Here is a 12323-nt window from a genome sequence, read left to right as displayed (position 1 = left end):
TGTCCGTTCTCTTTACGATAACGATTGAAACGCATAGCGAAGACGCTTTGCAGCCAACGCATCCCTCACTCAGATTGGGCTCGGGAGTCTCCACAGCAAGATGGTAGTGGTTACCCATTACGCAATAGGCATGCAGTATCCACCCAGAACGTTTGCAAGCTTCAAGAAGCGTCTTCTCGAAGGATTTCCTGGATCCTTCGGTCTCGAACACCCAACTACGATAATTGCCTCGGTTGATCACGTGGTAGAACCCACCCGCTTGCTCAAATCTAACTTTCCTGGCCATCAGACAAGGAGAGTATCTATGCACTAAGTGAGGGCAAGAGTATTAAGTATTGGATTGACCCTTTATTCTGGGCTCTGGCCATCAGACAAGGAGAGTATCTATGCACTAAGTGAGGGCAAGAGTATTAAGTATTGGATTGACCCTTTATTCTGGGCTAGGGTCACGTCTCCGGTCACCTGCAATACGTCATGCTCCGAATCCGGAGTAGGTCCCGCGATTTCAATTTCCAGCGTGCCCAAGGCCGACTGCTGATAGTCGCCAATGATGTCTATTGTACCGGGACAGACCTTGCCGGTACCAACGTTGATCTTGCCAATGCCGATGTTGGACTGGGCAAAGTTGAACGTGCCGGTCCCGCAGACAATGCCGTTTACATCAACTGCCTGATCCGTAATGTGGACGGTCCCGTTGTTGAGGCGCATGATCCCACCTGCAGTGACTTGGACCCCATTGGCAGTAAGCGTGCTGGCGTTGAGGTCGACGGATCCGTGGCTACCCACGCGAAAGAAGAATACGTCTTTGACAGTAGCGTTAGATACTATCATTCGGCCCAGACCTGGGCTGTTGCCGATGTCGAATGTGAGCGGATCGAGAAGGCCTCCGATTGCACTCAAGGGATACGTCGCAACAAGTAGGTGAGGGAGTAAGAACCGGAACCATAATTAACTGGATTTGATGATTTTTGAGCAGTAGGTAAGCGCGCAATCTTGAGGACTTTTTTTAATCGAACAACCCCCTTGAAGTCAATGCTGCCTTGTTTTGGTGTGATTTCAATTAAAGTGAATGTCGACCTCTCGGAGTTATCTTTTCGAGAGTAGGCGTCTAAAGTTCACTCTATCGGCAGCAAGCTGCACTCCTACAAGACAGATATGAAACTTAATTGTAGGAAAGTAGCTTCCTACTCCGCCTCGAAGGACTTGTGTTTTCGATATTTTCTTTCAATTGCTAACATCTTTCAAAATAACACTCCTCTACTTTTCCAGGACTTGTTAGTCCTTACAGACTCCACCAATCATTCAATTAACTATTTTCCCTGTTGCGAAATGGATTCAATCGAGGTGAAGTAGTTGTAAGCGGACATTACCGATGCGGTCCTTTGCTCATCAAAATAATATGTACAGGGTTTTAAAAATATTATTGTTTTTAGGGTCAGTTTTTTGGAGCGCCTGGTATCCCCAATTGGTTTGGGGAGAACCTGTTGCATTTCCTGGAGCGGAAGGCTTTGCCGCTTATGCAAAAGGCGGTCGCGAGGGTGATGTCTATATCGTGACCAATGTAAATGACTCGGGCTCCGGATCTCTGCGAGAGGGTATTCGATCGGCAAACGGACCCAGGACGATAGTGTTCGCCGTGTCGGGAATCATTCAGCTCCAGTCCAGATTGAAAGTGGATAAGGACTATCTGACCATTGCCGGTCAAACTGCACCTGGGGATGGGATTTGTTTTCGAGACTACACGTTTGAAATTCTGGCTGACCATGTGATTGTGCGCTATATTCGGTCACGATTGGGAGACAGCGCCGGGCAGGTGTCTGATGCGATTTCGGTCACTAGTGGGAGAAATATTATCCTCGACCACTGCTCGGCAAGCTGGTCAGTCGATGAGACGCTTTCTGCTCAATCCTCGAAGGTTGATTTGCTGACGGTTCAATGGTGCATGGTTACGGAAAGCCTGAACCAATCTATTCACAACAAAGGTGACCATGGTTATGGAGGGATTATCGGATCACTGAGGCAGACCTACCATCATAACCTGTTTGCACACCATACCAGTCGTAATCCGAAGGTTACAGGTCGCAGGCATTGCGAAGTCGATTTCAGAAATAACGTCATTTTTAACTGGGGATTCAATAGTTGTTACGACGGAACGGCATCCTATATCAACTGGGCCAACAATTATTACAGAGCAGGACCAGGGACCTCCAACAAGGTCAGGGGTAGGATATTTGAATTGGATGACGGCGACATTGAGGCAGGTGGGAACAACAGCCCGGAGGATTCTCAAAAATATGAAACGTCTCTATTTGCAGAAGGGAATTATGTTCATGGATTTCCGGCCATTACGGCTGACAACTGGGACGGAGGCATCGATTTTAAAAGTGGGGCCGGTGAAGAAAAAAGCAGAGCCGTAGTTGCTTTTGATTTCCCACGTATAACAGAGCAAACTGCTGAAGCTGCCTATGCTTTTGTGCTGGCAAGCGCCGGCGCATCCAAAGTGCGGGATGTCATCGATAAACGCATCATCGATGAAGTCAAAGCAGGTAAGAGTACTTATGGTCGTCTAGGTCATATCGATACACCTGTTGATGTTGGAGGGTGGCCGGATTACCGATCAACTGTTGCACCCGCTGATGTTGACCTGGATGGAATACCCGATGATTGGGAAGTGAATAACGGTTTGAATCCAAAGAATGCTGCAGACCGAAATCACTATGAATTGAATGCCGATTACACTAATCTTGAAGTTTACCTCAACAGCTTGGTTGCCGGGTCCCAAAATAAATGAAACTCGCCGACGCAAGCATCGGGATATCTGAAATAGAAGAACAAGTTCTTTTCTCTTATGCTCGCAAGAATCCAGCTGACATCCTTGGTATTCGATTCGCGACCAAGGTCACTCCTACAGCAACTTTCGCATGTCAAAATGTAGGAGCCAGCTTGCTGGCGATCTCCAAGATTTCAAACTTTCTCTTCAGTCACCGACCCCAACGCAAGCATCGGGGAATAACAAGTTAAAGCCAGTTTCCAATCAGGCTTTTCTAAGAAACTCAGGGGTGCCACCATTCGTCAAGTAAGGTGTGTAGCATAGCGAATTTATTCTGGTATTCAGAAATACGTGACAGGTCTTTTTCCTCGAGTGGATCGGTGACTACTTCGAAAAGGCTAGGTTCTGTCAGGTAGTCGCCCCAGGCATCGGACGAGCTAGGAACAATAAGTTTGTAGTCTCCTTGGTGGACCCAACGGTAGGCGATGTCGGCGGCTGGATTGCCGAGGACGCTGGCGTCGCCGGAGTAGATGCCGCCGAAGACGGCGCGATCCGGATCGAGATTGGTTTTGCCCTTGGCTACTGGTAAAAGACTGATACCAGGAGTGTTGAAATCTTCGTTTACACCGGCTGCTTCCAGGATGGTGGGGAAAAGGTCGATGCTGCTAACGGGGCTATTGTGTCTTGAGGGTGAGAGGACGGCGTCCCAACGCAGCATGATGGGTGTTCGAAGGCCGGGTTCGAAGGGGGAGCGTTTGCTGGTTTTGGTGTAGTTCCTTGGATTCTTGGGATCCGGTTCGAAACCATTGTCGACAACGAATACGAAAAGAGTGTTTTCTGCTAATCCTCGATCCTCGATGGCTTTGATCAGTTGACCCACCGTTTCATCGAACCAGCTGATACAGGCATAGTAGGGAATTTTGTGTTCCGGGATACCCTTGTTTTTATAAGGCTCATAAAACTGCTCCGGGGAGTCGTGAGGAACATGAGGTAGAAAGGGAGCATACCAGACCATGAAGGGCTGGTCCTTGCCGCAATCGTCGATGAAATCGTAAATGGGCTCCATGGTCTCTCTTCCGATGGCCAGGCCAGCGTCGCCATTGCCGTGAGCAACCACATCACCATTGGCGATCGTCTTATTGCCATTGAGCGCGGTCGAAGGTTCGGCGATCGTCATGCCCTCGGTAAAGCCGGCATTGCGCCAATGACCTTCCCAATACTTGCCGGTTTGAAAACTACGGTAGCCATGTTCGGCCAATATCCGTGGAAGCGAGGGCGTGTTGCGAATGAGGTCGCAGGCTTTGTCGCGCAGGGCGTCAAACTCGGCTTTGGTTAATTCCGGATCCTGCGTTAGGCCGGGGAAGCCGGGGGGTGGGTGGTTGAAATGGACTCCGTGTTGAAAGGGATAGAGCCCGGTAAGTAGAGTCACCAACGAAGGTCGGCACACGCTGCTGGTTACATAGCCATTTGGGAACAACGCCGATTGTTCGGAAAGGCGATCGATATTCGGAGTCTGCACGACCGGGTGACCCATAAAACCGAAGTCGGTGTAAGTCTGATCGTCGGAGATGATGTAGACGATGTTAGGCGAACGTGCTCCTGCGAATTGCTGAGAAAACAAGAGAAGCAGAAGAAAAACTGTAGGAGGGACTTTACGCCCCGATCCGTACACACGTGAAAATCGGGGCGTAAAGCCCCTCCTACAGTTTGAAGTCCAAGCTCTGATAAAAAATCTCATCCTACTCATTCCAATGTCCGAAACGGTTGATCTTGGGAAACGCTTCACCTTCCGGCTTGGCGTCCAATGTGGAAATACCCTCTGCGTAAAGCAGGTCTCCGGAATAACCATCGTGGAAACGAACAACCACTTGTGGTTCATCGTAGGCAATAAACTGATACCCGGGACCATCGTTGCGTCCGGCTTTGACGATGTTGTTTACATCAATCACGGTGTAGATGCTATGGCGCTGACGTAAATAGTGCACGTTGTCAGGGTATCCGCCGGCCCATTTAATTTTAACTTTGCGGCCCTGGCTATCGAACCAACCGCCGAGAGGTGGAAGGCCGGCCGTGCCTATGGGATGATTGGCGGAGCTCATGGGGCTGCAAAGAAACTCCCAGACGTTGTCCGTGATTTGTACGGCAAAGGGATGATGCACATCACCGGTTAGAATCATGATGGGTTTTTCAATGCCATCCATCATTTCAATCAATTCTTCGCGTTCATTTACGTAAGCGCAGAATCCGTCGCCTTTAGTATCCGTATCGGCTCCCCATACATGATAGCCGGAATGATAAATAACCCACGGATCTCCGGAGACGACGAAAATGAAATCTGCTGGCGATTGTTTGACCGTTTCGATGAACCATTTTTTCTGGCTCGGACCGAGAATGGAATTTTCTTTTTCGAAAGCCATTTCGGCTCCTCTGAACTTGGTTCGTTCGCTGCGCGTATCGATAAAAATGAAATGACTGTTGCCGACCAAGCGATCAAAGTAATGATGTGTGCCGATGCTGTAGGGTGCGGTGTTCGTTTCTTTGAGTGCAGGAGAAATCTCGATACGGTTCTTATCAAGAATCTTTTCAATTCTATAGACTCCCGCATTTTTTCCTCCACGTTCGGCGACATCCGGTTTATAGCCTCCCATATAAAATGGGCCAATATGGAGGGTGCTTACCTGATCCAGATCGAGTTTGGTGAAATCGGCTTTTGTATCGAAAAGAATGCTGCTCTCCGCTTTGAGGTCGGCATTTCCGAAGTGGACTTGTCCACGTTGAGGTTGCTGGTCGTTCGCCCAATTAGCGTAGTACTGCCAAACTTCCACCGCAGGATCGCGAACCAGATAATTTCCATCACCCAAGCCTACCTCCCCGGCTCCATCAATATTGTGAGTCATTTCGTGATCATTAAACATGGTAAATATCGGCACATCTCGAACGAACCGGTTGAATGATCGACCCCGGTCCAGATAGAGCTTATAATTATTTTCCAAACCGCTCTTTTCCCCGTTTATGACTTCTTCGTAGGTATAGTCCCCGTTAATGATGTGAAAGGCCAGACGATCACGGTGCTTTTCCCAGAGTGTATTGAACACAGGAGGATTTCCGTAGACACCGTAAGTGTCTTTGGGCGACCTCTGGCGCTGGCAGGCCCCCACTGAAAATGAGAAATTGAATTTTCCTTCCGGATTGAATTCGTGCCCGTAACTAGTGGAATCGGGCAGGGTACGAAACGATGGCCAGGGTTGGGAAACTTCCATTCGCGTATCCACAATCTCGCCACGTACGACCACGGCATAGTAGTAGCGTGTGTTAGGTTTGAGTCCCGTTACTTCAACCCAGCCAGTAAAGTCACTTTCCGGATTGGTTTTTCCTGTTGTAGCCAACGCTCCCTCAAAGGGCAAGGACTCGCTTACAAGCACTTGAAAGTCGGCAGCCTCTTGTGTGCGAATCCAGACCTTGATTGAAGAGGACCCGACTCCACCTAACAGGGGGCCGTGCGTGATGCCCAGGCTCTGATAGGGGACGACGTGGTTGGCGACCGGATCTGGCCAGTTGAGGTTTTGACTGAACGCCAAACCAAAAGGCTGAAGACCAAAGGCTGAAATAAGAAATAGTTTTAAGATGAAACGTTTCATGGGTGGATCAGTTGTTCGCCGTTGTTAAGAAACGGAATCGCCAGGTGGAAGGGATCAGATTCACCCGGTTTACAGATGATTTCCGGAGAGTATTGAGTGACGTAGGCACGTCGCATTTTGTCTGTTGTATTACGTCCGCTTCGATGAAAACACAATGAACTCAAAACTACCACGCTACCAGCCGGTACAATAGCAGGCACTCCGGGTTCGTTTCCAAAATAGCCGGCCTTGTCACCCGTTTCTGGATCACGGATGTGTTCGACCAGCGATTTTATTCCGATAGTTGAGTAGGGCATGGCGTAGACCGTACCGTTCTCGATCGTGACATCGTCCACGGCACACCAACAGGTAACATAAGGTTTGTGGGAGAAGCCCAGGTATCCGGAATCCTGATGCCAGCTGAAGGGCATTCCTTTTTCGGCTGCTTTGACTACATACTGGTCATAAAACAGGAACGCATTTTCTCCAATTGTAGCTCGGCAAATGTCGGCCATGAGATCGCTGTATACAAATTCAGAGAGTCTTGGGGCCACTTGGTGCTGCTTGGCGATATGATACCGTTTTCCACGGTGACTGATGTGGATGTGATCCGTTCCCAGTCGGTCCATTTCTTTGTGCATGGCATCAATCAAGTAATCGCAAGCATTGCGGAGAATCTCCAGATGTTCATCCGGAATCACGTTTTCAAGAATAAAAAAACCTTCGTTTTGATACTGTTGTTTTTGGTCTTCGGTGATCATGGTTTTTCGGGGATTCTATTTAGGGTATAATATGCATCGGAATGAACGAGTGGTTCTCCCGTCTGGTTCATAACGCCTTGGGCACTTAGTTCATGAACATAGTGTGCGCGTAATCCGTCCACCACCAATCGAACCGACAGTTTGTCATCGCTAACAATTACCTTTCTAATGCGATTTTCCTCTCCGTCCCATTCATCAGATCCATAGGCATGAGAATAGAGATAAGTGTAATTGTTCATTTGGTACGAGCTTGTCCTGGATGCCGTTCGTGCATCAACGGGCTCAGTAAACACGAGCTCAAATCCATCGTGTTTGGCTCGCATTTCTTTGATTTCAAATGGAGTGTCTCCATTCCACCGAACGCGAACGAGTCCATAGGCTCGATTGCCAAGCGATGACCACCCCCGGTTGGTCATGCCTACGTAGAGGTTTCCTTTGGGATCAAAAGTGAGTCGAAAGACAGCCGATGGAAATTTGTCGAGAAATCGAAAGCAGGCGCCCTGGTATTCACCTCCCACTTTTTCCAAAAAAACGCGGTTCACTTCCACATTGGTAAATTCCCCAATGAGCAGTTGTCCATCGAAGGGTCCGAATCGACCTTGCTGGTCAATGACCTGGATATCGGTAGCGCTACGGCCGACTTTGTTGTAGGGCAGCCAGACAGCTGGTGGGACCAATGTCGGGATTTGTCCCAGCGCTTCTGGATAAAGGATCTGCTCAGGTAGTTCCAGGTCCATATGGATAGGGGACCCTGGCAGTTTCTGTGAAGCCATGCCATCCGGGTTGCCATAAAATACTCCTTTTCTAAGATGGTGGATTGGAGTTGTGGGCATCCAGGTTCCTTGCTGATCGGAATAGAACATATCACCTTCAAGATTTACGCCCATACCTGATGGCGAGCGCATTCCACCTGCCTGTGGTGAGAGAGAGCCATTCTGTTTTAAGGTGAGAGCCCATCCCCGCCAGGCTGCATCGTTATCGGTATGATCCCCCATATCAATGTTGGTTGTGATCCAAAGCCGACCCTCTCCATCTCTTTCTGGACCATAAGTATAACCATGGTATGCCCCCGATACATTCCAACCCGAAGCAGCGGTTAAATACTCATCGGCTACATCGTCTCCACTTAAATCGCGAAGCCGTGTTACCTCTGTCCTCTGAGCAACCAGGAAGCTGTCTCCGTCTTCGATGATCCCCAAAGGCTCGTGTAAGCCGGAAGCAAACCTCTTGTAGGTTATGTCCTCGTGAGAATTTCCACCGACTCCGTCGATGAACCATACCTCTCCTTTTCGAATTGTGACAGCCAACCGACCGTCGGATGTCCAAGTCATCCCCCCGACTTCCAGTGGGATGCCAGCCCCGGGGTGCCAATTCTTAGCTCGGGGTGCCGTTGGAGAGCTGGCAGTAAGTATTTCGAAACGATTGTAGTAATCCTCGGCCAGTACCCCGCAGGATAATAGGGTCAGGAAAATGATGACGCGAGTTACCATTGGTAAATAAATGTTCGGGTCATGGGGTCGTTGTCGTTTATTTCAGTCCTTTTAATCTTTCGTGGATGATTCAATCTTTTGTCATCGAGTTGACCCAATCTGGAATAGTGGACAACCCTGAGCATTCCAGTTTCTCCCGAATCCAATTTGTGAGGTGTAAAGCGCTCTATCAATTCCGCTTCTTTGAATTTTAATATGAATTCGGGAATGCCTTCCTTGTCCAATCGGTAACCCTGGAATTGGCTGAGCGGCTTTCTACTCGAGGCCGGCCACTTGGCGAGGTCGTGCCCTTGTGGTTTTCCAAACTCCGGAAAACGAGAAAACCACGTATTGTAAGCATCAAAAAACCGACCCTTCCACATTTCTGCTGGTTGACCAGACTTTCCATCAATAGCGAGGTGAATCCCATCCGGAAATCCTACTAGTATTGCATGTGTTCCAACGTCCTGCAAAAATGTACGTTGGATCACAGGCTGCTCTATAGGTTTGATTTCGAATTGGGTCGAATTCTCATTGTGAAACCCTTCAGGAATCCCCTTACCATTATTGGCAAATGAGTAGATCGCTGAAATTTGGGCCAAAGTGTTTCCTCCGAGCACCTCGTTGTTGGATGCTTCGCCGTTTGGCCAGAAGGACGGCATCAGCGTGTTGGTTCGGTAACTCGATGGATCTATCAGGTATTCATAAAACCATCCTGGCTGTAGCCTTTCATTAATATTATCTAAATTTAGTGCTCTAATTCCCAATGAAATTCGGTCGCCCCAATCATGGCAACTGATGCAATTGAGCCCACCCTGAGTGCCAAGTAATTTGCGACCTACTTCCTTGTATCCAGAACGTAATTTTGGTTCATCGGAGATTTTATCTTCGTTGGATAGTTCTCTGCTTAGAGTCGTAACTGATTCACCAAAATCTGGCATTTGAGTTTTTAGATAAGCTCGAACAGTCTTATTGCCGATTAGTGCTTCGTTGAGCCATTTTGGCTGAAGCTTGCGACCGATGTCTGTGAGAGGCGGTGGATAACGGCCCACGTCCCCCAGGTCATGATCTCCAGCGAAATAAACTTTTCGCGCTAGGTCTGGTCCACCAATGCCGTTTCGATCATGACAGGCCAGACAATTCAATGTCTGAAGGCTGGTGAGTACTGGTGCCTGGGAAATTGCAGCATTTAGAAACTCATCGATGGATTGGATCTGGTTTTCGCTAAGATTATAACTTGGATGATCATCCGATTGCGAAATGTCAGAAAAATGCTTATTGATGGGCAGTAGTTTGTTTGTTCGTCGTTCTTCCTTATTTAGTGAATCGTGACAAGAACTACAATTTCGCAGCTCCACAATTTCCCCACCAATTTCAGCCAGGTCTTCATGGGTTTGAAATTTAGCAATCGAGGGATATTCGGTAGAATCTCCATTTTGATGATCCAGGAGAAAAGCAGTCAGATCCCCGCCGTCTTCTTTATCCAGTTTGAACTTAGGCATTCTGGACTGAGGCCAAAAGTTATGGGGTGTGTATAGAAATGCAGAGAGAGAATCAAAATCATATTTTTTCGAGAGATTCGTCAATGGAATGTGAGGATAGGTGAATTCACTCTCGTCAGGTTGGCCCCCTGCGGGATGGAAATCGGGGGAAGGCTCGTGACAAGCAACGCATCCGAACTCGTGATACAATGACATGCCTCGTTCTGCGTTCACGAATCTGAAGGCCTTGGGGGTTTTCTTTGCTGGCTTTAATGATCCGAGGTAATGCGTGACCGCTTCGATTTCTTCGGCCCTTAAATGCGGCTGTGGCATGACCGTGCCTGGCTTTGTTTTAGAAGGATCCTTTAGAAACGCTTTCACCCAATCGGAATTGTTTCTCTGCAGGAGACCTCGCAAGTCCGGACCCTTTCGACCTGGTAATCCCGTTGGTTGGTCGTGGCAGTTTACACAACCTAGCTCGTTAAACAGTATACGCCCACCTTCTAATGATGGCTCTTTGGAATGGAACCGCTCATAACCGATGACTAATGGATGGCTTTGGGCTTGGCACAACAAAGTTGATAACAACCAAGTAATCCAAAATAAAATTGTTTTTAGGCCGTTTCGTCGAGGCATTCTACGATGTAATCTCGTGACTTGTTGATAGCTGAAGTAATTTCGGGGATCGTTGGCAGAATTGGAATGCCACGAGGAACCGGGTGCATAAAGATTTCAACGAGCCCGCTGTAACGGATGTCGCGTAGAGCGGACACGATAAGCCGATAGTCCAGGCCGCCTCCGTAACCGGGGAGTTGCTGCATTTCAATTTCCTTCGGTTGTTTTTCAAATATGCCAGCCGAGTGCTCCTGGAAATACATGAATGGAATATTCGCGTCTCCCAGGTCGCGAATCAGATTTGGAATATCTGATTCCCATTCGTGTAGATGGTGCGGGGCAAAGGCGATACCCAGGTTGGGGCTTTGGTTAAACTCAGCGAAATAGCGCAACGAATCAGGATGATGGAGACATTGCTTGATGTGGTTTTCCAAAGCGATAGTGATGCCTGTTTCCTCCGCTTTGGCGACATGCGGTTTCAATTCTTCCAGCATCTTTTTTACCTGGGCTTTTGCCTCAGCACCAGAAGGTTCTGAATCGGGATATTTCCCAGATCCAGTTACGATAATTTTTCCGCCGTACTGTTGCAGCCAGACCATTTCTTCCTGAAGCCCTGTTGGACCGAGCGGATAGCAGGTGGACATGCTGATTTTAGCGTCGTGCTTTTCGAGTAAGGCTTGGCATGCTGCGTCGCCCATTTCGGTGATCTGTTCTCGCTGGTTTCCGTGAACCTTCCGCCAGATGTCAATGGACTCAGCCCCTGTTTTTTTAATTTCAGGAAGAATATCCGCCAAAGCCATTTCCCCATACATGGCGGAGTTGAGAACGTAACGTAGATTGAAGGTAGATTGTGTGCAGCTAAGGACACTGGGAGCGAGTGCAGCGATTCCCAGGGTCTTACAGGCAGTTCGGCGGTTCATGACACAGCCGTCTCAAGTCTGGATTTAGCTTCTGCTTCAAGCAGCTCAAGCCAGGCACCCATGTAGAACCCGTGATCGTGGTAGGTTCGGCCAGAGATCAGGTTACCATCGATGACGCAACCTTCGTTAACGAATGTACCTCCACATGCCTCAAGGTCGAACTGGCATTTGGGAACCGTTGCCATACGACGACCACGGACACAATCCGCATAGGCAGGAATTTCAACGCCATGGCAAACGGAGGCGATCGGTTTGTTTTGGGCAAAGAAATACTTGGTCATACGCACCAGATCCTCGTCGTAACGGATGTACTCCGGGGCTCGTCCCCCCGAAAAGAAAATGCCGACATACTCTTCTTCATTTACCTCGGCGAAGGACAGATCGGCATCGATGGAATAACCTTCCCACTCTTTGGTGATAGTCCATCCCGGTTTTACTTCGTGCAGCACCATCTGATACTTCCGCTTCTCCGGAGCAATGACAACCGGTTGAAATCCAGCTTCAATCAAACGGTAGTAGGGGTATAATGTGTCGACAGTTTCGGTGGCGTCTCCGACAACGATGAGAACTTTTCCTTTGGATTCTTTCATGGGGCTTTTGATTAAGGTTTAATAAATGGTAACTACTCAGGTGTTCAAGGCAACGGGATCTTCCGCGTAATTAAGCGGGTCAATAATCCGGGGGCAAAAC

The 12323-nt window shown here is 48.6% G+C and carries 11 protein-coding genes; 3 read left to right on the top strand and 8 right to left on the bottom strand.

Features of this window, described 5'->3' with window-relative positions; genetic code table 11:
• Nucleotides 1-286, bottom strand: a 286-nt coding sequence (locus O3C43_22210) for a transposase (GenBank protein ID MDA1069207.1), incomplete at its 3' end; no start/stop codon positions are given.
• Between the two features lie 188 nt (nucleotides 287-474).
• Between O3C43_22210 and O3C43_22205 the strand changes: the two genes are divergently transcribed.
• The 3 genes from O3C43_22205 to O3C43_22195 all read left to right on the top strand — a co-directional run bounded on the left by O3C43_22205 (nucleotide 475) and on the right by O3C43_22195 (nucleotide 3021).
• Entirely contained in the window at nucleotides 475-921 is a 447-nt protein-coding gene (locus tag O3C43_22205) for a hypothetical protein (protein MDA1069206.1), read from the top strand.
• Nucleotides 922-1399: 478 nt separating this feature from the next.
• Nucleotides 1400-2791, top strand: a complete 1392-nt coding sequence (locus O3C43_22200) for a pectate lyase (GenBank protein MDA1069205.1) — start codon at nucleotides 1400-1402, stop codon at nucleotides 2789-2791.
• The gene (locus O3C43_22195; protein MDA1069204.1) at nucleotides 2788-3021 is read left to right on the top strand and encodes a hypothetical protein; all 234 of its coding nucleotides are present in this window, start codon (nucleotides 2788-2790) and stop codon (nucleotides 3019-3021) included. Before O3C43_22200 ends, O3C43_22195 begins: the two co-directional genes overlap by 4 nt.
• Nucleotides 3022-3053: 32 nt before the next feature.
• Here the strand turns inward: O3C43_22195 and O3C43_22190 are convergent, their stop codons facing one another.
• The 7 genes from O3C43_22190 to O3C43_22160 all read right to left on the bottom strand — a co-directional run bounded on the left by O3C43_22190 (nucleotide 3054) and on the right by O3C43_22160 (nucleotide 12223).
• On the bottom strand, nucleotides 3054-4391 hold the full coding sequence (locus O3C43_22190) for a sulfatase-like hydrolase/transferase (GenBank protein MDA1069203.1): 1338 nt from the start codon (nucleotides 4389-4391) through the stop codon (nucleotides 3054-3056).
• Nucleotides 4392-4509: 118 nt separating this feature from the next.
• A complete protein-coding gene (locus tag O3C43_22185) occupies nucleotides 4510-6408 on the bottom strand; it encodes an alkaline phosphatase D family protein (GenBank protein ID MDA1069202.1) in 1899 nt (632 codons plus the stop codon).
• A complete protein-coding gene (locus O3C43_22180; protein MDA1069201.1) occupies nucleotides 6405-7148 on the bottom strand; it encodes a phytanoyl-CoA dioxygenase family protein in 744 nt (247 codons plus the stop codon). Before O3C43_22180 ends, O3C43_22185 begins: the two co-directional genes overlap by 4 nt.
• Nucleotides 7145-8638, bottom strand: coding sequence for a hypothetical protein (locus tag O3C43_22175; protein MDA1069200.1), 1494 nt, complete (start codon nucleotides 8636-8638; stop codon nucleotides 7145-7147). The genes O3C43_22180 and O3C43_22175 overlap by 4 nt, the downstream gene beginning before the upstream one ends.
• Nucleotides 8632-10734 carry a cytochrome c gene (locus O3C43_22170; GenBank protein ID MDA1069199.1) on the bottom strand — a complete coding sequence of 701 codons (2103 nt, stop codon included), beginning with the start codon at nucleotides 10732-10734 and terminating at the stop codon, nucleotides 8632-8634. The genes O3C43_22175 and O3C43_22170 overlap by 7 nt, the downstream gene beginning before the upstream one ends.
• Nucleotides 10713-11633 (bottom strand): TIM barrel protein, encoded by a 921-nt coding sequence (locus O3C43_22165; GenBank protein ID MDA1069198.1) that lies wholly within the window; start codon nucleotides 11631-11633, stop codon nucleotides 10713-10715. Before O3C43_22165 ends, O3C43_22170 begins: the two co-directional genes overlap by 22 nt.
• Nucleotides 11630-12223: a DJ-1/PfpI family protein gene (locus O3C43_22160; GenBank protein MDA1069197.1), complete on the bottom strand. Its 594-nt coding sequence runs from the start codon at nucleotides 12221-12223 to the stop codon at nucleotides 11630-11632. Before O3C43_22160 ends, O3C43_22165 begins: the two co-directional genes overlap by 4 nt.
• Nucleotides 12224-12323: the final 100 nt, after the last annotated feature.

The organism is Verrucomicrobiota bacterium, from assembly GCA_027622555.1.
Classification (GTDB): domain Bacteria; phylum Verrucomicrobiota; class Verrucomicrobiia; order Opitutales; family UBA2995; genus UBA2995.
The sequence above is the reverse complement of the archived record's forward strand: the minus strand, read 5'-3'. Positions and strand labels throughout refer to the sequence as shown.